This is a genomic window from Anaerohalosphaeraceae bacterium, from assembly GCA_037479115.1.
Lineage (GTDB): Bacteria > Planctomycetota > Phycisphaerae > Sedimentisphaerales > Anaerohalosphaeraceae > JAHDQI01.
Genome location: JBBFLK010000004.1, coordinates 140515 through 165335 on the forward strand (window position 1 = coordinate 140515; position 24821 = coordinate 165335).

A 24821-nucleotide genomic window follows, 5' to 3' on the forward strand; every position below is an offset into this window, starting at 1 on the left:
AAAACGGAATAGACTTAACAAACCGAAGAGAAAAAAACTCTCCCCTCCCGTCCGATAAAAAGACCGCTGACAATATGGACCGTCGCCTACGGGCTGTGTGAGGTCAGCCCCTCCTGAACGGCATATTTCGTCAGACCGGCAATCGTGCGGATATTCAGTTTCTGCATGATATGCTCGCGGTGAGAATCCACCGTTTTGGGGCTGAGATTGAGAATCTGAGCAATCTGTTTGGTCGTATGCCCTTCAGCAACCAGCTGGAGGATTTCCCGTTCGCGGGAGGTGAGAACGTCCCGCGTCTGCCAGTTGGGATTGGTAAGCATATTCACATAGTCCGTGAAAACCACGGAGGCAATCTTGGCACACAGATAGGTTTTGCCCTGCATAATGGTATCCAGACCGGTCAGCAGCTCGGAAAAAGCGGACTCTTTGAGCATATACCCGCTGGCCCCGGCCTTAATCATTTTGGCAACCATCGATGCGTCCGAATGGGTAGACAGGGCCAATATTTTTAGGTTGGGGTTGTCGGCCAGCATCTGCTGGGCGGCGTCAATCCCGTTGAGATTCGGCATCCCGATATCCATAATCACCACATCGGGCTGCAGATTCCTGACCAGTTCCACGGCCGTCCTTCCATCTCCCGCCTGCCCAACCACCTCAATATCCGAACGCCGCTGCAGAAGAACACACATTCCCTCCCTGACAATCTGATGATCATCCACCAACACGATTCGCATTTGTTTCTCCCTGCCCAAAGAGCCCTTCGCCACTCCTGTCTTTCACCGATTCGAAAACGGCTCTTTGAAAGAATTGTCCTCTTTCTGACCCTGAAAAACGATTTATATATTTGTTTGCAGAAGAGATTTGCTCTTCCGCAGCCCTGTTCAATGGTAACACCGCATCTGCTGTCAATCGGGGCGACAGGACTTGAACCTGCGACCTCTTGACCCCCAGTCAAGCGCGCTAGCCAAACTGCGCCACGCCCCGAAAATCTCCTGCAATTTAGTATCAGAAATCCTTATTTTATGCAACAAAGCACAAAAAAACAAGTTTTTTGTTCAAAATTCACAAACCTTATCGATTTTGCGGGTTTTGCGGAGGACTCGGCTCAAAAAGGAGGGCGGCGGAGTTGATGCAGTAACGAAGGCCGGTCGGCGGGGGACCATCCTCGAAGACATGCCCCAGATGCCCCCCGCAGCGGCTGCAGAGAACCTCAGTTCGAACCATTCCATAACTGCGGTCGATGCGGCGGATGACGCGTCCGGCCTTCTCAACATCAGAAAACGCCGGCCAGCCGCAGTGAGACGGGTATTTCGTTTCAGAAGAAAACAAAACCTGCCCGCAGCCGGCGCATTTGTAAAGCCCTTTTTCAAAGTGGTCGTTGTAAACCCCCGTATAGGGCTGTTCCGTCCCTTTTTTTCTCAAAATATAGTATTGTTCCGGGGTTAAAATCCGCCTCCATTCGGCATCCGATTTGATGACTTTCTCGGACGAATTTTCAGAGGCTTCATTTGGGGCAGGGTCAACTTGGCTCATTGGTTTGTTCTCTCCAACCCGGTTCAGCCAAAAAACTGTGGAACTCCACGGCAAGCCGAACGGCAGCAAAAACCCAAAGACCCCTGTGGCAGCCCAGAAAAACATCGCCTTATCCAACGTTCCCGCCGAACATCCCTCCCCCACAAGCTCACCCCGCCGTCCGCACGGCAGGCCGTACCAAACTAAGGAGCCGCCGGAGTTCTTGAGGACGCAGGGGCAGACGGGCTTTGCTGTTGAGAAGGCTGAGGAACCTGTATGACTACACCCATCTTGCCGAGATGTGCGGCTACATCCGGCTGATACGGGTCAATCTGGATGCTTCTTCGGAGATACTGCTCGGCCTGAACGTAATCCTTTCGATTCAAATAATAGATTCCGATTAGTTTATGAAGCAGAGCCGAATTGGGAGAACGGGCCAGGCCTTTCTGGTAGCAGGTCAGGGCGTAATCATCCAGCCCTTCGGCCTGGAAAGAGCGCCCCAGCAATGTCAGCGATTCCGCGGAGCCGCCGGCCTGCTCAATAAACAGCTCCGCCGCAACCTTCATCCGATCAAACTGCCGCAAATCCCTGTAAACACGTACTTTCGCGGCCTGTGCAGGAAAATGGACCGGGTCAAACTGAAGGGCAAGTGTAAACTCCCAGGCAGCCCGGTCCAGCTGTCCTTCCCGCTGATAGATTTTGCCGAGCTGATAGTGGGCCTGCGGATCGTCAAATTTTCGGTCCAAACGGCGAAGAAGCTGAGCTTTATCCGATTCAATTACATCCGGATTTATGCGGTCCGTTCGAGGACTTGCGTTTTGACAGCCGCAGAACATCCCCACGCTTATCAGGAACAATCCCGCAATCGTTTTATTCATATTGCTGCCTCCCTTGCACCAGTTTCGGCAATCCTTTTTCTTTATCTATCGGCTCGACCGATTATTCTGGACCAGCCGAACTGGTTTTGCAAGAAAAAATTCTGCTTCCTCAGTGCCCTAAATATCCAGATTCTGCACCTCGAGTGCGTGTTCCTGAATAAATTTTCTCCGCTTTTCGACATCATCCCCCATCAGAATACTGAAGAGCCGGTCGGCCTCGCCGGCATCATCCATATCCACTTTCAGAAGGGTGCGGCGCTTGGGGTCCATCGTCGTTTCCCACAGCTGTTCGGAGTTCATTTCGCCCAACCCTTTGAACCGCTTGATTTCAATATCCTCCGAACCGATTTTCCGAATGACCGCCGGAATCTGGTCAAGCGAAGGTACCGGATAGGATTTCTCGCCTGATTTGACCTCAAATTTCTCCCCTGACTCCTCCAAATCCTCTGAACGAGACGGCCGCTGGAGAAAATCGGTCATATCCATCTGGAACCCTTCCTTCAGCCGTTCGTGAATCTCATTGAGCCGCACAACCTCGTGGAGCTCCTCCGCCAAAAACCCTCCGGCTGCTTCATTGTCCTGTTTTTCCGACGAGGCGGCGGACAATTCCTCCTGACGTTTTTCGTATTCCTCTTTGGTGTAGAAAAATTCACTCTGTCCCTGCGAACGGATATGATAGACCGGAAGACGGGTCCCGTCGAAATAATTTTCCACAAACTCGCGGAATACAATCCCGCGCCGCTCCAGAACCGAGATGCTCCGTTCTGCATCATTGAGAATCTTCACCAGCAGGGCCAGACGGGCTTTTTCGATAATCTGCGGCGGCTGACCCGGCTGGCGGACAACCAGACTGGCCCCCTCCAGGCCGCGGTTCTCCACAAATTTTCTCATCTGGGCTTCACTGAGAAGGTACTGGCTCTCTTTTTTCCCTTTTTCCTGGATTTCGTACAGCGGCGGCTGGGCAATATAAATCTTGCCGGCCTCAATCAGCTGCGGCATCTGCCGGAAGAAAAAGGTCAGCAGAAGCGTACGGATATGGGCCCCGTCCACGTCGGCATCGGTCATCAGGATAATCTTGCCGTACCGGCATTTGGTAATATCGAACTCATCCGCCCCGATGCCGGTGCCCAGCGCACTGATAATGGTTCGGATTTCCTCATGCCCGAGCATCTTTTCCAGACGGGCCTTTTCCACATTGATAATCTTTCCCTTCAGCGGCAGGATGGCCTGGTGCTCGCGGTCGCGTCCCGACTTGGCCGAACCGCCCGCCGAGTCGCCCTCTACGATAAAAATCTCCGTATTGTCCGTCTGCCGGCTGGAGCAGTCCCACAGCTTGCCGGGCAGGTCCGCGCCCGTAAGGGCTCCTTTCCGGCGAGTCAGCTCGCGGGCCTTTCGGGCGGCTTCGCGGGCCGCCGCTGCCTGAATGGCCTTGGAAAGAATCGCCCGGGCCGCCGACGGATTTTCCTCCAGATAGATGGACAGCTTCTCGTTGACTACACTCTGGACAAATCCTTCCACTTCCGGATTGGACAAACGGACCTTTGTCTGGGCTTCAAAATGCGGGTCGCGGAGTTTGACGCTGATGACGGCCGTCAGCCCCTCGCGGAGGTCCTCGCCCGTCGGCGTAATATTCTTAATCATGTTTGCGCTGCGGGCGTAGGCATTCATCGTCCGCGTCAGCGCTGTGCGAAAACCGGACAGATGAGTCCCGCCGTCTATGTTTCGAATGTTGTTGGCAAACGCCAATACATTTTCCACATAGCTGTCGTTGTACTGGAAGGCAATCTCGCACTCCATCCCGCTTTCCGGGTCCGCCTTGGAAAAATAGATGGTATCGCAGATGGGCGTTTTGCCTTCGTCAAGGTACTTCACAAAGGCCCGGATGCCCTCCGTATAGTGAAACACCTCTTTTTTGTTTACGCGGTCGTCCTGGAATGTGATATGAACGCCAGCATTCAGATACGCCAGCTCCCGGACGCGCTTCAGAAGAGTATCATGCTTAAATTCCGTATCCGGAAAAATTTCAGCATCCGGCATAAAGGTGATTCGGGTGCCGCGCTTGTTCGCCGGTCCCACTTCGCGGACGGGCCCCTTGGGCACGCCGCGCACACATTCAAACTGGTAGTGTTTTCCGTTGCGCCACACATCGGCCTGAAGCCATTCGCTGAGCGCATTGACCACGCTGACGCCGACCCCATGCAGACCGCCGGAGACGCGGTAGGCCTTGTTGTCGAATTTTCCGCCCGCATGCAGGGTCGTCAGAACAACCTGCAGGGCGCTGACGCCGGCCTCCGGATGAATCTCCGTCGGAATGCCGCCGCCGTTGTCCTCGATGGAACAGCTTCCATCCATGTGAATATGCACGAGGATCTGATCGCAGCGTCCGGCCAGCGCCTCATCTATGGCGTTGTCGAGCACTTCATAGACAAGATGATGCAGACCGCTTTCCTGGCGGTTGCCGATGTACATATCCGGACGCTTGCGAACGGCGGCAAGGCCCTCCAATATCTTAATACTGCTGGCATCGTATGTTTGAGTAGTCATAGTGTTGCGGTCTCTTCGGCCGGCATTGCAGCCGGAATCAGACGAATCGAACGGATTCGAACGGACGGACAGGCCTGCTGCAGACGGCCGAGCAGGTCCTTCGAGAGTGTTTTGAAACGATACAGATAAGGCCCGGGCGGCACCTCAACGGAAAGAACGCCGTCTTTCACGCCGGCAAGACGGCAGTAGGGCTTCAGGTCCTCCGGGACAGCCGCCGTCCAGGCATCCACCACCCGTCCGGCCCTCTGCAGCTCGCTGCTCCGCTCCTGCAGAAAACGGCCGACCAGATTGGCCAGCGGCTCCGGTCCCTTCTCCCGGAGATTCTCCGGACGCTCCGAGAGTCTCTGAATGCGATAAAAAGACGCAGAAGAATGGCTCATAGATTCACCGGCATTACAATATACAGGAAGCCGGGGCCGCATTTAAGCAGACCCGGCCTGTCCGGTTCTCCCAGATGCATCTCAAAGGTATCCGCTTTCAGAACCCGTATAGCATCAATCAGAAACTGCGGGTTGAATCCGATGTCAATGGACGGCCCGTCGTACTCCACCGGCATTTCAATCTGAGCATCGCCCGTCTCCGGGGCCCGGCTGGAAAAGAGCATCCGTCCTTTCTGAAGCGACAGCTTGATTCCCTTGCTGTCCTCGCTGGACAGAAGGGCGGCTCGTTTGACGGCACTCAGGGCCGAAAAGGTATTCAAAACGACTTTCTTTTCGTAATCTTTCGGGATAATGTCCTCGTACTTGGGGAAATTGCCTTCCACCAGGGTTGAACTGAGCGTAACGTTTCCGCAGGCGGCGGCGATGCGGTTCTCGGTAAACGTAATCGACACAACCGCCTGAGCATCCCCAGGAAGACGTTCCAGAAGCCCCATCGTCTTGGACGGAACAATCACCTTGCCCTCCGGAGACTTTGCCGCCTTCGGAAGCGTCAAAGTGCAGCGGGCCAGACGCCGTCCGTCTGTAGCGACCAGATTCAGTTTTTTCCCGTTGATTTCCCACAAGACCCCGTTCAGGGCATACCTGGTGCTCTCTTTGGCAGCGGCAAAAAGGGTCTGCTGAATGGCCTCTTTCAGGGGCTCCAGCGGCACTTCCAATTCGCCTTTGCCGGAAAACTCCGGCACCGAAGGATACTGCCGGCTGTCGTGTCCGTAAATCGTGTATTTGCTGTCCGCCGTCGTAATATGAACGGTCGATTCAGACTCATCCAAAACAAGAGTTTCATCCGCTGTTTCCCGCACGATGCCGCTGAGTTTTTCCAGCGGAACGACCGCATCGCCTTCTTCCTGAATTTCCGCCTGGGCTACCTGGCAGAGAATCCCTACCTCCAAATCCGTGGCGGAAAGTATCACGTTGTTTTTCTCGGTACGAAGCCGGACACATTGCAGAATCGGCTTGGGAGTACTGCGCGGAATGACTGTGCCCGCCAGGGTCAGTGCTTCCTGAAAAGCCAGACGATTCAGATTCAGTTTCATCGATTTCCCCTGAAAAAACCCTTCGTTTATCCGTTTGCCTATTCCGGATAATGTACCGCAAAGGAAGGGTTTTGCAACTGGATTTTAGAAGGAAGTTGCCGGTTTGGTAAGCAGAACAATGAAGGCTTTTCCCGTGTCTTTCTATGAGAGAATCTTCTTATCATTCTTTTGTCATATCACTTGTTAAAACTTTATCATTTTCCGCTCTATTATGTTCTAACATATTATTTCAAAATATTTTAGGGAAAATTTATCTGTTAAAGCCGCTGTGGATAACCTGTGAGTGGCTGTGTTTAAGCTGTGTGCAGTTTTGTGGCGCCGTACTGAATGGCAAGATAGGGTATTTGTTTCTTTTATGCGTTTTACAGTTCTCACAGTCATTTTCACAGGTTTTCCACGGAAAAATTATTTGGCTTTCTTTTTCGCGATACGCCATTCGTACGCCCGATAGAGAAGGGCAAGTTCTGATTTTTTCCTATCTATATTTTCCTGAAGCGACTGCACGGCCTCTTTGTTTCGGTATGTCTCCTCTTTGCCGTACTCCAGTGAAAGGGATTCAATTTCCTCCTCGAGGGACAGGATTTTTTCCTCAATCTCCTCCAGTTTCCATGCGTTGAACCGGCGAATCTCCGGTGGGGTGGATACAGAAGGCGTCTTTTTGGCGGTTTCAGACAGAGAGTTTTTCGGAGGTGAAGCTGTTTCCTGCTGAAGAGTCTGGACCCGTTGACTCCATTGTGTAAAAATACCCTCTTCTCCGGCGAGTTTGTAGTACCATGTGTGCTCAGCCGGCGAAATCCGTCCTTCCCTGCTGCGGCCCAAAATCAGCATGCTGTCGAACAGTCGGTTGATGAAGTATCGGTCATGGCTGACGGCCAGAACAGCCCCTTCATAGACCGTAAGGGCTTCCTCGAGCACCTGCCGGCTTTCCATATCGAGATGGTTGGTCGGCTCATCGAGGATCAGCAGCTCCGGCTCCGACAGGACAAGCTTGGCCAGCATCAGACGGTTTTTCTGGCCGCCGCTGAGGGTGGCTATCGGCTGGAATACCTGCTCCCCTCGAAAGAGAAAGGCGCCCAGCTTTCCGCGGAGCTGTTCAGGGGTCAGGTCGGGGCGGACGGCGGCTGCCTCTTCCAGAACTGTTTTCTCTTCGCAGAGTGTCTGGGCATGCTGGTCTAAGTAGCCGATTCGAATATTTTCTCCCCTTTGAACATACCCCTCATCCGGCTCCAGCTGCCCCAGAAGAATCTTCAGAAGCGTCGTCTTGCCGGACCCGTTCGGCCCGATGATGACCGTTCGGCAGCCAGGGGTTATTTCAATATTCAGGCTGCGGAACAGGACGGTTTCGCCGAAACGCTTGGACAGAGACTCGGCCCGGATGAGCTTTTCGCGGCGGTCCGATGGTGATTCAAAGAAAAAGGAGATTCGCTGGGCCTCCGGCAGCTCTTTCAGAAAATCCGGATTGTTGTGAAGCAGACGCCGCAGACGGGTTTTTCGGCCGCGAGCCGTCTTGCGCATCCCCTCCTGGTCTTTGTTGCGGGCAATGAAATCGAGGGTCTTGGCGATAAACTCCTTTCGGCGGCGAAGGATGCGCTCTTCGGAGAGCCGCCTTACTTTTTTCTGCTCAAGAAAAGAGGTATAGTTTCCTCTGTAGCTGAACGCCTGTCCGGCCTCGATTTCAACAATGCTGTCCGCCAGCTGATCAAGGAAGTACCGGTCATGGCTGATGAGCAGCACAGTCCCCTTGTAGCTCTTGAGAAACATCTCCAGCCATTCAATCCCCTGCAGGTCCAGATGGTTGGTCGGCTCATCCAGAAGAAGGACATCCGAAGGGCTCACGAGGGTGCGGGCCAGCATCAGACGCGAAAGCTGCCCGCCGCTCAAAGCAGAAACAGGACGAGAATATGTTTCCTCATTCAGTCCAAGACCGCTCAAAATACTTTTCACGAAGATTTCCGCATTCCACCCGCCCTGATGTTCCAGCTGATGTCGAATGGACTCATACTCAGTAAGTTTTTGTTTGAGTAGATGTCGATTTTGTGTATCTAATTCACACAAAACTTCCTCCAGTCGGTTCTGGAGAAAACGGGTTTCTCCCACCCCCTCGCAGGCCGTTTCAAAAACGGTTTTTCGGTCATCCCCTTCGAATCGGTTTTCTTGAGGAAGATAGGCCAGCCGAAGGCCTTTTTGAACAGACACAGTGCCTTTATCGGGATATTCTTGACCTATAATCAACCGAAATAGGGTTGTCTTTCCGCAACCGTTGGGCCCGGTCAACCCGACTCGCTGACCCCCATGAAAGGAGACAGTCAATCCCCGGAAAAGATTCAGAGTTCCGTACGATTTTTCGATATCAGAAAGCGATATAATAGACATATAAGGCCTTAAAGTTTCAGTCAGAGCCCCTACTATAATAAAAAATCAGCGAAATAGGAAGAGAGCGGGTTTTTCCGTTGACAGGGGGGGCGGACGCAATTAGTATTTTGGGGAAAGAAAAAGACATAAGATGAGGTTTTAGCTGCACTGGGGCCACAGATGAAGCGAATCAAACTGCAATATAAGTCGGCGGTTTTCGGATGGGTTATGTTGTGTGTTGGACTCCTGGCGGGCTGTTCCGGGGGCCCCGGGATTACAGCCAAAGAGGTGCATCAGCGGCATTACCGAACGGTCCATTCGAACTGGCTGATGTTTCAGGATGATATCGATTCTTTCCTCCTTCTGGACAGACCCACTCGTTTGACCCCGCTTTATACTCGATAAGGCATCCGGTGCCGGAAAGCAGGGGCGCTGCGGCCTTATAGAAACCGGCGGGTCGGCCCGAAAGGACCGGAAGGACGTGCCGAAAATCAGAAAGACAGCCCCTTTGTCGGGAACCACAACCCTTGCAGGTGATTGTTGAGCACATCTTAAGGATTTCCCCCTACGAGCGACTGATTATTCTGGCCGAGCTGATTATCATTGGGCTGGTGGTCTATGCCGTGCTCAATTTTCTGGAGGGAACCAGAGGAGAGCGTCTTTTTCGGGGCATGGTCCTGGTTCTGTTCACCGGTTCGCTGGTGCTGAATCTGGGGGTCAAGACCTTCGGAATGGACCGGATTGCGTATTTGTACAACGGCTTTCTGCTGGCGGTCTTGATTGTCGCGGTGATTGCCTTTCAGCCGGAAATCCGCCGCGCCCTGATTCGCATCGGCCAGACGTCTCTTTTCACAGCCGGTTCGCGCTATCAAATCAGCCGAGGCGTCGAAGAGATTGTCGAGGCCGTCTCCCAGATGGCCGCCACCCGAACGGGAGCCATTTTGGTGATTGAGCGGCATGTCGGACTGGGCGAATTCATTGAAACGGGCGTTCGGCTCGATGCGCGGATTACCTCCGAGCTGATTAAGACCATTTTCTATCCCGGGACCCCTCTCCACGATATGGCCCTGATTATTCGCGGGGACCGTCTGCTGGCCGCGCGGGTCCAGCTGCCTTTGTCGGAAGGAGACGGAGCAGCCGGCTCGCTGGGCTCCCGTCATCGGGCGGCCATCGGACTGTCCAGCACGTCCGATGCACTGGTGATTGTCGTCAGTGAAGAGACCGGGATTATCTCAATCGCTTCAGACGGACAACTGAAACGAAATGTCAGCAAATCGGAACTCCGGCAGTATCTCAAGGATGCCCTGGAGGAAGCGGGACAACCGCAGGAGCAGTAGACGGCGGAAAAGGAAGACGGCGTGGCGGCAAAAATCAGAAAACTTCTTGTAGTTGCTTTTCTGTCGGCGACGATTTGGGTATGGGCCTTTTTGTCGCTGGAAAAGGAAACAACTCTGTTCGGCACGCTTGAATTGTCCCCTACGGCGGACCCGGACTATTACGTGACGTTCGCCGGCGGACAGAGCCGCGTGCCGGTGAAGATTACCTTTCGCGGCTCTCCGGCAAAAATTGCGGAACTGGAACGGCGGCATCGGGCTCCGGATGCCGACCCCTATCGGGAGCGGCTGGATTTTTACTATGACCCGCAGGAATTCGGACACGACAAGGCCGGAACCTACCAGATTCCGCTGGATGAGATGATTCGCCGAGGCGTTCGAGTGCGGGCCCTGGCGCTGGCGGTAACCGCCTGTGAGCCGTCCACTGTCGAGGTGCAGGTCCAGCGGCTGGTGCTGCGGGAGGTTCCGGTCGAGGTCCGCGATGAGGCCGGGCAGCTGCTGACCCCGGAAAGCGTGGAGCCCTCACGCGTATCGATGTACATCCGGGAGGGAACGGACACCGCTGCCCGCGTGGTCTTATCCGCCAACCAAATCGAGAATGCCCGCCTTCGTCCCGTTCGGGAACGGCCGTTCATCACATTAGGCCCGAACGACAAGAAACAGTATGCTTCTCAGACAGTTCTGATTCGCATGCCCTCCACGTTGCCGCTGGAGGCCCAGGTCTTCCAGACCAACCCGGGCCGCATCGGCTTTGTGATGCCGGCCGAGCTGCTCGGGGCGTACAAGGTCGAGATTCTGGATGACATAAAAACCATTCATTTCCGCTCAACACCGGAAGCAAAAACCCAGTATCAGCAGCAGCCCTATCATGTGCTGGTTCTGGTTCTCAGCGGCGATCAGCTCCTCGAACAGACGCCGCCGCGGCCGGTGATTTACAATTTCCCGCAGGAGCTGGTTCGCAGAGGAATGATTCAGGCCCCGGAGCCGCCGGCGATGGTCCGGATTCGTCTGGTTCCAATCAGTTCGGCGCCGGCTCCTTCGGTCCAGCCGTAGCGGGCTTTTTCCAGAACAGAACAACCGTTTCGAGCGTCATCCAGCAGGCCAGCAGAAAGACCGCTCCGCCCAATCCGCACAGCAGCCAGTTTTTCTGCCGAATGTAGCTGAGTTCATTGAGCACCATCGCCCAGCCGGTCAGGACCAGCATAATCAGACAGGGCAGAGCGGCAACAATGAATTTCCATCCGCCTTTTTGTTTGAGATACATGGTGACGACAAGCAAAGCCAGGGCAGCCATCAGCTGGTTGACGGTTCCGAACAGCGGCCACAGCCGCAGGGCCCCCTTGGCATCGGCGCCGAAGGAGATGGTTCCGCCGGAGGTGTTGATAAACGCCACGGCGGCCGCCGTCAAAACCGCCAGCGTCGTGGCGGTCCAGCGGTCGGCCAGTCGTGGAAGCTTAAAATCCGCCGCCAATTCGCCGATGACGTACCGTTGGATGCGCACGGCGGTATCCATCGTTGTGCCGGCGAACGAGGACACAAAGACACCCACGATGGCCGCTCCGAGCACGGCAGGAATTCCCAGGGCTGCCAGCATATTCGAGGCCCCGACAACCACGGGCTGAAGGTTGTTTCCCAATCCGCGGCCCTCCATCCAGCCGGTGTAGAACTGCTCCCACGCAGCCCGTCCGGTCAGCCCGCCGCTGCCGATTCCAAGACCGGCGGCAATGCAGATAATGACCAGGACGGCCAGCATTCCCTCTACCAGCATGGACCCGTATCCGATGAAACGGGCGTCCGTCTCCCGGGCAATCTGTTTGGGGCTTGTTCCGCTGGCAACCAGCGAGTGAAAGCCGCTGATAGCGCCGCAGGCAATCGTCACAAACATCATCGGCAGCAGCGGCGGGACATCTGCAAATCTCGGATGATAGGCCGGTGCCGAGAGGTGAAAGTTTTCGAAACGAAACGCCGCCGCCGGAACCGACAGGCCGAGCAGCATCATAATCAGAAACAGCTGCCAGGCATTGATGTAATCGCGCGGCTGAAGCAGGGTCGTCACCGGCAGCGTGGACGCAAACCAGCAGTAAACCAGAAGAATGATGGTCCAGGTTCCGGTAGAGGGGATCGGCCAGGAATCCAGAAAAGCAAAAACTCCATGGCCGTATCGGCTTTTCCAGAAACCCTCCAACCAAGCTCCAAGAGCAACCGAAGCGTACATTGCCGTCACGGCCAGAAAGGTTGAAAATGTCAGGGGAGCATTCTTTTTATAAATAGCCCAGCCGAGAAGGACGGCAATCGGAATCTGCAGCCAGATGGCCAGAATGCATTCCGGGTATAATTTAAACACCGTAGCAATCACCACCCCGAAAATGGCGATGATAATCAGCAAGGCCAGGAAGACAATCAGAAAGAAGATCAGGCGTACACGGGGATTGATATAGCGGGCAGCGATTTCCGAGATGCTTTTGCCTTCATTGCGGAGGGAAATGACGAGTGTGCCGAAATCGTGGACGGCGCCCATGAAAATGCAGCCGATGGTTACCCAAAGGATGGCCGGCAGCCACCCCCAGATGATGCCGATGGCCGGTCCGACAATCGGTCCGGTGCCGGCGATGGAGGTAAAGTGATGGCCGAAAATGACTTCTTTGCGGGAGGGCACATAGTCCACTCCATCCTGAAACTCCCGACTGGGGACAGGAGCATCCGGATTGAGCCGAAAGATTTTTCGAGCCAGAAACCGCCCGTAGGTATGATAGGCAATTACATATCCGACCCCGCAAATGAGCATGAGCAGCAGCGCATCCATGACTTTCACTCCTGAAAGGGTTTGTTTCCCTTGTTTTTAAATGTTATTCTACTTCTTGTCCGCAGACTTTTTCAAGAAAGGATTTGCCCTGCTGGTACAGCTGAAGGCGAGCATCGATTTGGGACAGCAGTGTTGTATTTTTTTCCTGTTGAGCCAGATGCCGTGCTTGCCGGGCGGCGGCAGCCGCCTGCGAAAAATCCCCGACGGCGGCATAGGCGGCGGCTGTCAGCAGATGCAGCAGAAGACTGGCCAGATGATGGCCGGCCGGATGCAGACCGAACAATTCCACATCCGCCATATGGCTCAAAAGGGTCAGAGGGTGCCAGTTGCCCAGAAAAACTGTTGTGAAGGCCCAGCGAATCGATTCGAAAGTCAGCCAGCGGAACGCGGAATTTACAAAGAGAAAGAAGCCGCCTCCGCGGAATGGACAGGTTGGACTCGGGTGTATGTTCTCTCATTGGTTTTGCCGGTACAATTCCTGTTTTCGTTCCTGGAGCTGCTTTTCCAGAAGATTCAGTCGGATAAACAGAGTCGGGAATTTCTTGGGCTCGCAAAGACACTGGGCCTTGTTCAGCAGCGATTCAGCTTTCGGAAAATTCCCGACAGCCAGATAAAGCCGGGCCAGGGACTCCAGCAGAAACGGGTTTTCCGTAATGGACAGTTGTTCGGCCTTCAAAAGGAGCTGTTCCGACTTTTCGTAATTTTGCAGTTGCAGCGCTATCCTGCCCAAACCGTGGTAAGCGTCGGCTGATTCCGGATACAGCCGGAGCAGTCTTTCATACTGCTCGGCGGCTTCCTGATAAAGACCGGCGTCTTCCAGCTCTTTTCCATAGTAAATCCACACAATCGGGTTGTTCTCCGTCACCTTTGCTGCGCGGGCGAACAGAGAAAGACTGTCTTTCCAGGACAGAGAAACAGTCCAGCTGCAGACAAGCAGAAACACGCAGGCGGCCGCCGACAGTCCAGCCAGGGCAAAACGAAGACGCTTGGCGGACCACAAGGGAACCCCGAATCCGTGAACCACCATCAGCCCAATCCCCAGACTCGGCAGATAGGTATAACGGTCTGCCATCGACTGAAGCCCGATCTGGACAAGTCCGATGACCGGTACCAGGGTTCCAATGTACCAAAGCCAACCCATCCAGACGGAAGGGCGGGTTTTTTGAAAACGTAAGAAACACGCCGTACAGACGGATAAAAAAACAAAGGCGCTCAGCACGGTCCACGGAATGTCTTGCGGGTGATAAATCGGATAAAAGAAAGACAGCTTCGTCGGCCAAAAAAGATGCTTCAGATACTGCACATAAGACACAGCGGCATTCAGAACGCGGAATGACAGCGGAAACGTTTCGGCGGAAATGACGGCGCCGCCGGCTTGCTGGGCATAAAAGGCCATTCCGGAGAACACAATCGTCAGAAAGAAAAAGGGAATTTTTTCCCAGATGACGCAACGGCGCAGTCCCCTCGAATCCGTCAGCCGTTTCAGCGGCCAGTAATCGGCCAGCAGGAAAACGAAGGGCCAGGTCACGAGCATCGATTTGGACAGAAGACCCAGCAGGAGCAGAAACCAGGCCGCCCACAGGAGTTTTTTCTTTTCCGAACGGGCGTAGTAGGTGTAGGCAATCAGCGACAGCAGGCCGAAGAAACCGCTTAAGACATCTTTGCGCTCGGATATCCAGATGACGGATTCCGCCCGCAGCGGATGAATCCCCCACAGAAGGGCAATCAGAAAAGCGGCCCAGAATCGACGGGTCCACAGGGAAAAGAGCCACAGGCAAAGAAGCGCATTGGCCGTGTGGAGCAGCAGATTGGTCAGATGGTATCCGCGGGGGCCGGTTCCGAACAGGCTGGTGTCGGCCATATAGCTCACCCAGGTCAGAGGGTGCCAGTTGGCCATTTCGACGGTTGTAAAGGCCCAAAGGATGCCCCGAAGGGAAAGGCCGCCGGTGACATGTTCATTAGCAAAAACGTAAAACGGGTCATCGATGCAGATAAAATCGGAGGACAGCGCTTCGCTGAAGGCCTGGAAGCTGAGCAAGGCCAAAACAGCCGCCGCCAGCACGCGTATTATTCTGTCTGGATGCACAAGAGAGGTCTTTCTGAGAGAAAACAGAGCATTTTGTTCCTGCGCAGACGTCATCTTTGTCGGATTTTTCAGAAGAGGCGCTCAACCCTTCTGCAGGATAAATGAAAAAGTTTATTCATCTTCTTTTTTCCGGCTCTCTTTCGGGCGCAGGAGGAGCCGGATGGGCACCTCCTCGATGCCGAGCAGTTCGCCGAAGCGGTGGACCAGATAGCGCTGGTAGGCCGGGTCAAACAGGTTGATGCGGTTGACAAACAGCAGCAGCGTAACCGGCCGGGTCGCCACCTGCGTCGCATAATAAATCTTCGGGACAATCCCGCGGCTGTGTCCGCCCGCCTTTTCCTCTTCAATCAGCCGCACGGCCTTGTTCAGCTTGGCCGTCGGCACCTCCAGCGAGGCCTGCTTGAACAGCTCCATCGCCAAATCCAGCACGCTCTGCACGTTTTTGCCTTCCAGGGCTGTGGTAAAGGCAATCGGGGCCCTCCGAAGACCGGTCATCGCTTTTTCCAGATAGTCGGCATAATCCTGCGAACCGGCCCGGTCTTTGGCCAAATCCCATTTGTTGATAACCAGAATGCAGGGCTTGTATTCCTCCTGAATCAGGTGGGCCAGTTTTTTATCCACTTCCGAGACCGGCTCTGTGGCATCCATCACCAGCAGAACCACATCCGCCCGCCGAATGCTCTTGATGACGCGTGTGTAGCCGTAAAACTCAATGTCGTTCTGCATCCGGCTCTTCTTGCGGACGCCGGCCGTATCGATGATGATGAAGCACTTGCCGTCCTTTTCGAAGCGGACATCCACGGCATCGCGGGTTGTCCCCGGGATTTCGCTGGTAATCACCCGCGGCTGTCCGACGACGGCGTTCAGAAAGGTGCTTTTGCCGACATTGCGTCGTCCGACGATGGCCAGTTTCATCACGGCCTCTTTCGGAGTTTCCGCGGGCAGATGGGCAAGGGCCTCCACAATGCGGTCCAGCAGCTCCGTTCGGTTGATTTTCTGCTCGGCGGATACGCAAATCGGCAGGCCGAACCCGAGCGGGGCAAAGTCGGCGGCAGCGGAAAAAAGAGACGGCGTATCCGCTTTGTTCGCTGCCAGAATAACCGGCAGATTGTGCTTGCGCAGCAGCACGGCGATTTCCTCATCCAGCGGTGTCAGCCCCTGACGAATATCCACCAGAAAAATCACCAGATTGGCACTGCTGATGGCCTGAAAAATCTGGTTTTCGATGTGCTCTTCCAGAGCATCCGAGTCCACAATGCCGTATCCGCCGGTATCCACCAGTTCGAAATAGCGGTCTTTGTGGCACAGGATGGTGCTGATGCGGTCGCGCGTGACCCCCGCCGTCGGGTCCACAATACTGATGCGGCGGCCTGCCAGCGAATTGAGCAGACTGCTTTTGCCGACGTTGGGACGTCCGATGATGGCTGCGACCGGTAGAGCCATGGGTTGTAAATCTCCGCGAAAAAAGATTTTGGATTCGTCGATTCCGGATTATACTTGTTTCCGTCCCGTTTTCAAGATAACGCATCGATTCTGCCGATGGGACAGAAGAAAATCGCTGCAGGAAAATCTATGGAGCGTGAACGGAAAAGAAAGCCCTGCCCTTTTTGCGGAGAGCAGATTCTGGCGGACGCCGTCAAGTGCCGCTGGTGCCGCGAGTTTTTGACCGAGGAGGATGATTCCCTTCCGGTTTCCCATCATGCAGGCGGGTTTCATCGGGCCGGCAAAAACGATTCGCAGGGTGCGCCCCAGCCGTCCCAAAAGCCCCAAAGACCCACGGAAACCTTTTGCCTCTATCCTTCCGTGTGGGGGGCCGCCTCAACCCTGTTTGGGGCAGGCCTGGCCGTACTTTTTGGGTTGTTTTTAATGGTGTATCCGTTTTCCAGTCTGATTGCCGAACTGTTCGATTCCCGGCCGTATCCGCCGCAGATTCTCCTGGCGATTCGCCTGCTGGGGGGGCTGCTGGCCGCGGCGGCTGTTCTGAAGACGGCCGTTCGGATTCTTTGTCTTAAAAGCATTTCCTATCAAATCAGCCCTGACCGCATCGAGTGGAGACGCGGCCTCTTGAGCCGCAAAGTGGACAATCTCGACATGTTTCGGGTTGTGGATATCAAAATGCACCGTTCCTTGTCAGATCGGCTGTTCGGAATCGGTCGAATCACCCTCATTACGAACGACAAAACCGACCCGACATTCAAATTTGAAAAAATCCGCCGACCCTGGCGGGTTTATGATTATATCAAAGCTGCTTCTCTGGCCGCCGACCGCAAACAGGGCGTCGTTCATCTGGAATAAAGTTAACGAGAGCAGGGCCGGAAGGCGCCCGGATAATGTCGAATCTCCACCGGGCCGCAAGGGGGAAGAATCACCGTAATAACATCGAACCGCAAAGGGCTCTCCGAGAGGTCGTATTGTCTCAGGAAGCACTTTGCGGTCCGAATCAGTTTCTGCTGTTTGGCGAAGGTCACGGCGGAAACGGCCGGGGCATAATCCTCGCTGCGTCGGGTTTTGACCTCCACAAAGGCCACCATGCCGTTTCGGTCGGCGGCAATCAGGTCGATTTCGCCGCCGCCGAAAGCAAAGTTCCGCGCCACCGTCCGCCAGCCGTTTTTCCGCAGGAACCGTTCGGCCTGACGCTGTCCCCATCGGCCCAGCTTGTGCGGGTCCGCCAGGAGACGCTTTCGTCCGCCGAACAGGTCCATCGGGTTCGTTCCGTCCGGTTAGACGGGTGTGGTGTGCTTGCTGGCTCTCTGAGACAGCCGAACACCCTTGCCGCTGCGCTGCCGCAGGTAGTACAGCTTGGCCCGGCGCACCTTGCCGCTGCGCACCGGTTTGATGTCCACCACGTTCGGAGAGTGCAGCGGGAAGGTCCGTTCCACGCCCTCATCATTGACAATCCGCCGGACCGTGAACATCTCGTTCATGCCGCGGCCCTTGCGGGAAATGACGACGCCGGTAAACACCTGGATGCGGGATTTGCCGCCTTCTTCAATGCGGCAGTGCACATCCACCGTATCGCCGATTTCAAAATACGGAATCTCTTTCTTTCGGCTTTTGCTTTCTGCAATTTCTATCAAATCTTTCTTCACGGAACTATCTCCTGTTTTTTTATCCAGAATGTTGACTGTTGTTCATTCGGGCCTCGTACTTCTGCCAGAGGTCCGGCCGAAACTGTCTGGTTCGTTCAAGGCGCTGCTGATTTCGCCACTGGGCAATCCGTCCGTGGTCGCCGCTGAGGAGAATCTCGGGCACTTTCATCCCTTCAAACTCCTCCGGCCGGGTGTACTGGGGATACTCCAGCAGTCCGTCGCGGAACGATTCATCCTCGGCGGACCCTTCATCGCCCAGCGCTCCCTCCAGCAGGCGAACGACGGCGTCGATAATGACCATCGCCGGCAGCTCCCCGCCCGTCAGGACGTAATCGCCGATGGACAGCTGTTCCGCCCCCAGCCCGATGCGAATCCGCTCATCGAAGCCCTCGTAGCGTCCGGCAATCAGAATGAGCCGGTTCTCACGGGCCAGCTCGACGGCCTTGTCCTGCGTGAACAGGGTTCCCTGCGGCGTCAGCAGGATGACTCGTCCGGGCTGCGGATGCTGCTGCCGGACGTGCCGGAAGGCGTCAAACACCGGCTGGCACATCATCACCATTCCGGGACCGCCGCCGTAGGGCTTGTCGTCCACCTTTCGGTATTTGTCCGTGGTGAAATCTCGAATATTCCAAAGAGCAATGTCTGCAATGCCCTGCTGCTGCGCCCGCTTGAGAATCGAATGACTCAGCGGTGAGTCAAACATCTCCGGAAACAGAGTCAGGACATCGATTCGCATACGGAATCAGGACTATTCGCCGCCTTCTTTCTTTTCAGACAGCAGACCGGCGGCGATTTTTTCGGCCTTCGTAAACGGCAGGCCTTTTTTGCGGGCGATTTCCAGGGCCCGCTGGCGCCGTTTCAGTTTTTCTTCATACTGCGGACAGGTGATGCCCTGTTTCTTGAGAATCTCGGCGACCGTGTCCGATGTGCCGGCTCCCTGTCCAATCCAGAACTTCACCCGTTCGAGATTGAGCACCACCTGCTTGGCGGGGTCTTTCTCAATCGGGTCATAGTGGCCGAGTTTTTCGAGGATTCGGCCGTCGCGCGGCGTGCGGACTTCCACGGCATTAATCCGGTAGAAGGGCCGGTGCCGGCGACCCATTCGGGTCATTCTGATTTTGACTGCCATACGTCGTTCCTTTCTTTCCTTGTATAATCAATTTTCGCCGTCGGCCCGATGCCGAAGGCAAAACAGGTTTCCGGTTCAATCCGGTCGCACTTCTCCGCGGCCCGCCGCTTTCCTTTTCTCGAGGGCGTAGCCGTTCAGGAAAATCGCCAGCAGGGCCGGGTCCGCGCCGGCCTCCTGGGCCAGCTGTTCCGTTCGGGCCTGACTGAGCCGCTCGGCGTTTTCTCTTTCCTGCGGCGTCATCCGGGCCACCGCCCGGGCCAGCTGTTCGTATTCCGTCCGGCTGGGCGCCTGCAGGACCGCCAGTTCGCTCCGCCCGTCCAGCCCCGCAAAGCACGTTCGCACCTGCCGGGCGTACGGGTCGTCCACAAATCGCTCCAGCTTCTTCAGATACTCCTCGATGGTCATATCAGCGCCGATGTTTCTTCCGACGCTCCGGACGCTTCCTGGCCGAACGCTGTTTGATTTTCCGCCCGCTGTTCAGCGCGCTGAACACGTCCAGTTTTCCGGTCAGCAGACTCTTAAACCCGCCCATCGCGCCGCCGGACAGCGATTTCATCAGGTCCCGACTGCGCTTGAACGTCTTAATCAGCGAGGCCACTTCCTGCACGTCGCGTCCGCAGCCGCGGGCAATCCGCCGCCGGCGGGAGGCGTCGATAATATCCGGGTCGCGCCGCTCTTCGGGGGTCATCGAATGGACAATCCCTTCCATCCGGTTGATTTCCCGCTCGTCCAGGTCCAGCTCGCCCAGCTGCGACATCCCCGGAATCAGCTTGAGCATCGAAGCGATGCCGCCCATTTTTTTGAGGGCCTGCATCTGCTTGAGAAAATCATCAAACCCGAACGTTCCTTTGGCCATCTTGGCCTGCATTTTCTGGGCTTCTTCGGCGTCAAACTGCTCCTGCGCCTTTTCGACGAGAGTCACAATATCGCCCATGCCCAGAATGCGCCCGGCCATTCGGTCCGGGTGGAACTCCTCGAGTTTGTCGAGTTTTTCCCCGACGCCGATGAACTTGATGGGCTTGCCGGTGACGGCCTTGACGCTCAGAGCGGCCCCGCCGCGGGCGTCGCCGTCCAGTTTGGTCAGAATCACACCGTCCAGCTCCAGCCGTTCATTGAAGGCCTTGGCGGAATTGACCGCGTCCTGACCGGTCATTGCATCGCACACCAGATAAATCTGGTGCGGATTGACGGCCTTGGCGACCTGCTCGATTTGGGCCATCATCTCTTCATCGATATGCAGCCGTCCGGCCGTATCGAGGATAACAACATCGCAGCCGTTCTGGCGGGCAAACTCAATGCCTTGGCGGGCCACCTTGACGGCGTCCTGGGTGTTGCGTTCGGTGTAAATGGGCACGCCGACCTGCTGCGCCAGCGTTTCCAGCTGGTCAATGGCGGCGGGCCGCTGAAGGTCGTCGGCCACCAGGCAGGGTTTCTTGCCTTTGGAGATGAGGTACTGGGCCAGTTTGGCGGCCGTGGTGGTTTTGCCGGAACCCTGAAGACCCGCCAGCAGGATAATCGTCGGTCCGGGCGAGACAAAATAGATGCGGGTGTCCACCGGCCCCATCAGTTTGACCAGTTCATCATGGACGATTTTAATCATCACCTGGCCGGGCCGAAGACTCTTAATCACCTCCGCGCCGATAGCGGCCTGCTGGACGTCTTTGCAGAACTGCTTGACGACGTGATAGTTGACATCCGCCTCCAGCAGGGCTTTGCGCACTTCCCGCATCGCATCAGAGACGTTGGCCTCCGTGATGCGCCCTCGCCCGGTGAGCGAATGAAAAATCGAATTAAATTTGCTGGTTAACGCGTCAAACAACTCTTCCGACTCCGCTTTTACGGTCTTACTCTGCGCAGGGACTTCCCGCGAAAACGAAGGATTGTAAGGAAAAGAGGGGCTTTTTGCAAGCGGAAAAGCCGTTCCCGAGCAAAAATCGGCCATTTGTGGCCTTACCCTGTCCATTTTTTTCAAATCTTTCAGCCAGATTCTTTCTCTTGCCATTTTGTTTGGGGTCTGGATAATAAGGAAACCGTTAGGAAAGGACAGGCCTATGAATAATTTCGAGTTTTACAATCCGGTTCGTATCGTTTTCGGAAAAGGGACAATTCCTCAGGTTCAAAAGTACCTCCCCAAAGACAAAAAGGTGATGATGCTGTATGGGGGCGGTTCAATTAAGAGGAATGGGGTTTATGAGCAGGTCGTTCAGGGCCTAAAGGGGATACAGTGGACAGAGTTTGGCGGGATTGAGCCGAATCCGCTTTATGAGACCTGTATGAAGGCCGTGGACAAAATCAAGGCCGAAAAAGTCGAGTTTCTGCTGGCGGTCGGCGGCGGCTCGGTTTTGGATGCCGTCAAATTCATCGCTGCCGCGGCCTGCTATCCGGGAAAAGACCCGTGGGACATCCTCACCAGCGGCGGTTCCGTCGTCAAAGCCGCTCTGCCTTTGGCGGATGTGCTCACGCTGCCCGCAACCGGCTCCGAGATGAACTGCTTTTCCGTGATTTCGCGAAAAAGCACACAGGAAAAACTGGCCTTCGGAAGCCCGCATGTCTTTCCGCAGTTTTCAATTCTGGACCCGGAAACGACCTATTCTCTGCCGAAAAAGCAGCTCCGCAACGGGCTGGTCGATGCCTTTGTGCACGTAATGGAACAGTATGCCACCTATAATGTGAATACGCCTTTGCAGGACCGGCAGGCCGAGGCTGTTGTCCGTACGCTTTTGGATGTGGCGGAGGATGTGCTCAGCAAGCAGGATTATGACAGCCGAGCGACGTTTATGTGGGCGGCCACATGTGCCCTCAACAGCACGCTCAGCCGCGGCGTGATCGAGGACTGGAGCACCCACGAAATCGGACATGAGCTGACGGCCTTCTTCGGCGTGGACCATGCCGAGTCCCTGGCGATTGTGCTGCCGGGTGTCTGGAAGCATCAGTTCGAGAACAAAAAGGGCAAACTCGCCCAGATGGCCCGCCGGGTCTGGCATATCCTCGGCGGAGATGAGACCTCGCAGGCCAAAGCCGCCATCGAAAAGACCGTGCAGTTCTTCCATTCGATTGAAATGCCGACCCGGTTAAGCGATTACGGCATCACGGAGGCGGGCATTCAAAAGGTCGTGGAACGGTTTCAGCAGCGCGGCACGGTAATGGGCGAACACCAGAACATCCGCGCCCAGCAGGTCGGCGAAATCCTTCACCTGTGTCTGTAGGCCCTGGATAGTCTTGGCTCAGATTCTCATAAGAGAGACAAGACCGACGGGAGATTTGTAACCAGGATTTGTTCCGATTCAATCGGTTCACGGATGCGGCAAACCAGAAAGCGTTTCTCCGCTCCGAGCAGGTCGGCGGTTTTGTTAAATTGATGAACATCCGCCGGCGAAGGGCAAGAGGTCAATTTGATTTCGAACGCCCATTGTGTCTGCCCGAAGTCCAAAATCAGGTCCAATTCCTTCTGGTCCGACGTTCGCAGGAAAAAAGCCTGAGCGGATTTGCCTTTGGCTGACAAGGTACAGAGAATCTGCTCAATCACAAACCCCTCCCAGCTGGCCCCTGCAGCCGGATGACCGAGCAGCTGGTCAAAGGATGCCAGATTCAGAAGCGAATGAAGAAGCCCGGTGTCGCGCCAGTAGATTTTGGGAGATTTAATCAATCGTTTTTTCAGGTTGGCGTAATAGGGTTCCAGGCGTCGAATCAGGAAGCAGCCGGTCAGGTAGCCCATATAAGTATTGAGTGTTTTGCTGTCAATTCCCAGACTTTCACTCAGTTTATGTGCATTCCATAATTGACCGTGGACAGCAGCGAGCATTTGGAGGAGACGCTGCGTGACAAACGGTTTTGCCGGCAGACCCCAGTTCGGCAGGTCTCGTTCGGTTAGGAGGGCCAGATAATCTTTCTGCCATTGCGGAAATTGGGCCGGATTTCGGATACCTCCTTCCGGATAGCCGCCGAACAGCCACAAATCATCCAGTTGATTGTCCGTCAGCTCTATTAGAAGCAGAGGACTCAATTCCACCAAACTCAGCCGTCCGGCCAGCGATTCCGAAACCTGTTTCATCAGAGCCGGTGAGATGGAGCCGAGCAGGAGAAATCGCCCGTTCTTTTGCCGTTCTTCGTCGATGGCGGAACGGATTCGCGGAAAAATCTCCGGCCAGGATTGTGCTTCATCCAGGACAATCAGCTCATCCTTCCGGATCAAAGCCGGCCATTGGACATCCAGCCGAGTCCGACCCTCCGGCAGTTCGAGGTCAAAATAATGAGGCCCCAGGGTTTTGGCCAGAGTGGTCTTTCCGGATTGGCGAGGTCCAAGTAAGGCAACGGCTGGATAAGAATCCAATCGACTCAGAATAAGATGTTTTATATATCTGTTTATCATTCTTTGTATTTTAGGAAACAATTCCTAATCTGCAAGAATTTTTATAACTTCTTTTAATATATGGGCTTATTTTCTTGCAGACTTTAGATTTCTCGAGGATTTTTCTGGGATTACAGGATATACTGTGTCTGCTATGGGCAGGATTTGCCTATCCACACCGGGGCCAAGGGAGGTTAGAAGCGGATTTTGGTGCCTTCGGTCTTTTCCTGCTGTTCGAGGATTTCCACCCGTTCCACACGGCTGCTGTAGCCGACGCTGTATTTGCTGTCCTCCCGTTCAATAAGGAAGAAGATTAAGGATTCCTCATTTTGGGGAATGTGAACAATTCCCTCGCGCCTGACATCTTCAAAAAAATCTTTGGCAATGCTTTTGCCGAGCAGGGCCGTGCGGTTGAGGATGATAAGAGGATAATCCGTAATGATTTCCTGAAGCCGCCGGCGCGTAATATGCATTGCTCCAGCCAAAGGAGTCAGATTGCCGTCCTTGTCGATTTTGTCCCACGTGTCGCCGTAGGTGTCAACCGTCCGGATGTAAAGACTGCCGGTCTTTGTGTGATACTTGTACTGCATCAGTCCCTCCCCAAAGCGTTTCCCCAATTTGTAAACGTTGAACAATCTGGGGAAATTATAGCACAGTCAACTCGGCCTGTTGTGCATTTTTTCCCAACTCAAAAAGCGGAATGGGAACAGGCCGGCTCAAAACTCTTTTTTATCGGACTTACGGCGGTTTTTCCGAAAAAATTTTTTGAAGAATTTTTTGTAAAGGATTCTCAGCTTGTTAGACTAAAAGGCACAACCGATTTATTTCAGCAATTCTTTGGAGGAAATGCTTATGAGACAATGTTGGTGGATTCTTTGGACGGCAGCGGTCAGCGTTTTTTTTGGATGCAGTCGTTCCCAATCGCTGAATTGTTCGCAGACAGCGCTCGGGGCGCATACGGCGGTGACCCCGGTGCCGCGGGGAGATGAGTGGTGGACCCGGCGGCATCAGGCGATTTTGGAACAGCTCCCCCGAAAGAATCCGCAGGTCGTTTTCATCGGCGATTCCATCACGCACGGCTGGGAAAACAAGGGCAAGGCCGTCTGGGATGCCTATTACAGTTCCTATGATGCCCTCAATCTGGGCTACAGCGGCGACCGTACGGAGCATGTGCTGTGGCGGCTGCAGAATGGGGAAATCGACGGCATTCAGCCCAAACTAGCTGTGCTGATGATTGGGACGAATAATGCCGCTCGAGAACAGTATTCCGCC

General features: G+C 54.9%; 25 protein-coding genes and 1 tRNA gene. 6 read left to right on the forward strand and 20 right to left on the reverse strand.

Annotated elements, in window-relative coordinates:
• Positions 1-86: 86 nt before the first annotated feature.
• The 8 genes from WHS88_03355 to WHS88_03390 form a co-directional block, all read right to left on the reverse strand.
• Complete coding sequence (locus WHS88_03355) at positions 87-734, reverse strand: response regulator transcription factor (GenBank protein MEJ5259208.1); 648 nt, start codon at positions 732-734, stop codon at positions 87-89.
• 175 nt (positions 735-909) lie between these two features.
• Positions 910-984 (reverse strand) — tRNA-Pro (locus WHS88_03360).
• Between the two features lie 87 nt (positions 985-1071).
• Positions 1072-1638 carry a peptide-methionine (R)-S-oxide reductase MsrB gene (gene msrB, locus WHS88_03365; GenBank protein ID MEJ5259209.1) on the reverse strand — a complete coding sequence of 189 codons (567 nt, stop codon included), beginning with the start codon at positions 1636-1638 and terminating at the stop codon, positions 1072-1074.
• A 77-nt stretch (positions 1639-1715) separates the two neighbouring features.
• Positions 1716-2390 carry a tetratricopeptide repeat protein gene (locus tag WHS88_03370; GenBank protein ID MEJ5259210.1) on the reverse strand — a complete coding sequence of 225 codons (675 nt, stop codon included), beginning with the start codon at positions 2388-2390 and terminating at the stop codon, positions 1716-1718.
• Positions 2391-2507: 117 nt separating this feature from the next.
• Positions 2508-4934: a DNA topoisomerase (ATP-hydrolyzing) subunit B gene (gyrB, locus tag WHS88_03375; GenBank protein MEJ5259211.1), complete on the reverse strand. Its 2427-nt coding sequence runs from the start codon at positions 4932-4934 to the stop codon at positions 2508-2510.
• Positions 4931-5314, reverse strand: a complete 384-nt coding sequence (locus WHS88_03380; protein MEJ5259212.1) for a DUF721 domain-containing protein — start codon at positions 5312-5314, stop codon at positions 4931-4933. Before WHS88_03380 ends, gyrB begins: the two co-directional genes overlap by 4 nt.
• The gene (gene dnaN, locus WHS88_03385; GenBank protein ID MEJ5259213.1) at positions 5311-6408 is read right to left on the reverse strand and encodes a DNA polymerase III subunit beta; all 1098 of its coding nucleotides are present in this window, start codon (positions 6406-6408) and stop codon (positions 5311-5313) included. The genes WHS88_03380 and dnaN overlap by 4 nt, the downstream gene beginning before the upstream one ends.
• 405 nt (positions 6409-6813) lie before the next feature.
• The gene (locus WHS88_03390; protein MEJ5259214.1) at positions 6814-8781 is read right to left on the reverse strand and encodes an ABC-F family ATP-binding cassette domain-containing protein; all 1968 of its coding nucleotides are present in this window, start codon (positions 8779-8781) and stop codon (positions 6814-6816) included.
• 159 nt (positions 8782-8940) lie between these two features.
• Here WHS88_03390 and WHS88_03395 point away from each other — a divergent pair, with 159 nt between their 5' ends.
• The 3 genes from WHS88_03395 (at position 8941) to WHS88_03405 (ending at position 11147) form a co-directional block, all read left to right on the forward strand.
• Positions 8941-9165: a hypothetical protein gene (locus WHS88_03395; GenBank protein ID MEJ5259215.1), complete on the forward strand. Its 225-nt coding sequence runs from the start codon at positions 8941-8943 to the stop codon at positions 9163-9165.
• 128 nt (positions 9166-9293) lie between these two features.
• Positions 9294-10097 carry a diadenylate cyclase CdaA gene (gene cdaA, locus WHS88_03400; protein MEJ5259216.1) on the forward strand — a complete coding sequence of 268 codons (804 nt, stop codon included), beginning with the start codon at positions 9294-9296 and terminating at the stop codon, positions 10095-10097.
• Between the two features lie 21 nt (positions 10098-10118).
• Positions 10119-11147, forward strand: coding sequence for a hypothetical protein (locus tag WHS88_03405; protein ID MEJ5259217.1), 1029 nt, complete (start codon positions 10119-10121; stop codon positions 11145-11147).
• On the opposite strand, the gene WHS88_03410 is transcribed toward WHS88_03405, so the two are convergent.
• The 4 genes from WHS88_03410 to der form a co-directional block, all read right to left on the reverse strand.
• On the reverse strand, positions 11113-12897 hold the full coding sequence (locus WHS88_03410; GenBank protein MEJ5259218.1) for a carbon starvation protein A: 1785 nt from the start codon (positions 12895-12897) through the stop codon (positions 11113-11115). The two genes, WHS88_03405 and WHS88_03410, sit on opposite strands and share 35 nt — an antisense overlap.
• Positions 12898-12940: 43 nt before the next feature.
• Positions 12941-13195, reverse strand: a complete 255-nt coding sequence (locus tag WHS88_03415) for a hypothetical protein (protein ID MEJ5259219.1) — start codon at positions 13193-13195, stop codon at positions 12941-12943.
• A 156-nt stretch (positions 13196-13351) separates the two neighbouring features.
• Entirely contained in the window at positions 13352-14983 is a 1632-nt protein-coding gene (locus tag WHS88_03420; protein MEJ5259220.1) for a tetratricopeptide repeat protein, read from the reverse strand.
• Between the two features lie 111 nt (positions 14984-15094).
• On the reverse strand, positions 15095-16426 hold the full coding sequence (der, locus tag WHS88_03425) for a ribosome biogenesis GTPase Der (protein ID MEJ5259221.1): 1332 nt from the start codon (positions 16424-16426) through the stop codon (positions 15095-15097).
• A gap of 129 nt (positions 16427-16555) precedes the next feature.
• On the opposite strand from der, the gene WHS88_03430 reads away from it, so the two are divergent.
• Entirely contained in the window at positions 16556-17278 is a 723-nt protein-coding gene (locus WHS88_03430; protein ID MEJ5259222.1) for a PH domain-containing protein, read from the forward strand.
• A gap of 2 nt (positions 17279-17280) precedes the next feature.
• Here the strand turns inward: WHS88_03430 and WHS88_03435 are convergent, their stop codons facing one another.
• The 6 genes from WHS88_03435 to ffh all read right to left on the reverse strand — a co-directional run bounded on the left by WHS88_03435 (position 17281) and on the right by ffh (position 21020).
• Entirely contained in the window at positions 17281-17685 is a 405-nt protein-coding gene (locus WHS88_03435) for a YraN family protein (GenBank protein ID MEJ5259223.1), read from the reverse strand.
• Between the two features lie 18 nt (positions 17686-17703).
• Entirely contained in the window at positions 17704-18060 is a 357-nt protein-coding gene (rplS, locus tag WHS88_03440) for a 50S ribosomal protein L19 (protein ID MEJ5259224.1), read from the reverse strand.
• A gap of 31 nt (positions 18061-18091) precedes the next feature.
• Positions 18092-18808: a tRNA (guanosine(37)-N1)-methyltransferase TrmD gene (gene trmD, locus WHS88_03445; protein MEJ5259225.1), complete on the reverse strand. Its 717-nt coding sequence runs from the start codon at positions 18806-18808 to the stop codon at positions 18092-18094.
• A gap of 12 nt (positions 18809-18820) precedes the next feature.
• Positions 18821-19201, reverse strand: a complete 381-nt coding sequence (gene rpsP, locus WHS88_03450; protein ID MEJ5259226.1) for a 30S ribosomal protein S16 — start codon at positions 19199-19201, stop codon at positions 18821-18823.
• 75 nt (positions 19202-19276) lie between these two features.
• Complete coding sequence (locus WHS88_03455) at positions 19277-19606, reverse strand: hypothetical protein (protein ID MEJ5259227.1); 330 nt, start codon at positions 19604-19606, stop codon at positions 19277-19279.
• Position 19607: 1 nt separating this feature from the next.
• Positions 19608-21020, reverse strand: a complete 1413-nt coding sequence (gene ffh, locus WHS88_03460; protein MEJ5259228.1) for a signal recognition particle protein — start codon at positions 21018-21020, stop codon at positions 19608-19610.
• 232 nt (positions 21021-21252) lie between these two features.
• On the opposite strand from ffh, the gene WHS88_03465 reads away from it, so the two are divergent.
• Positions 21253-22407: an iron-containing alcohol dehydrogenase gene (locus WHS88_03465; protein MEJ5259229.1), complete on the forward strand. Its 1155-nt coding sequence runs from the start codon at positions 21253-21255 to the stop codon at positions 22405-22407.
• A gap of 26 nt (positions 22408-22433) precedes the next feature.
• Here the strand turns inward: WHS88_03465 and WHS88_03470 are convergent, their stop codons facing one another.
• Together WHS88_03470 and WHS88_03475 are read right to left on the reverse strand one after the other, a co-directional pair.
• Positions 22434-23531, reverse strand: coding sequence for an ATP-binding protein (locus WHS88_03470; GenBank protein ID MEJ5259230.1), 1098 nt, complete (start codon positions 23529-23531; stop codon positions 22434-22436).
• A 212-nt stretch (positions 23532-23743) separates the two neighbouring features.
• On the reverse strand, positions 23744-24139 hold the full coding sequence (locus WHS88_03475) for a hypothetical protein (GenBank protein ID MEJ5259231.1): 396 nt from the start codon (positions 24137-24139) through the stop codon (positions 23744-23746).
• Positions 24140-24401: 262 nt separating this feature from the next.
• Between WHS88_03475 and WHS88_03480 the strand changes: the two genes are divergently transcribed.
• A partial coding sequence (locus WHS88_03480; GenBank protein ID MEJ5259232.1) for a GDSL-type esterase/lipase family protein occupies positions 24402-24821 on the forward strand: 420 nt, incomplete at its 3' end.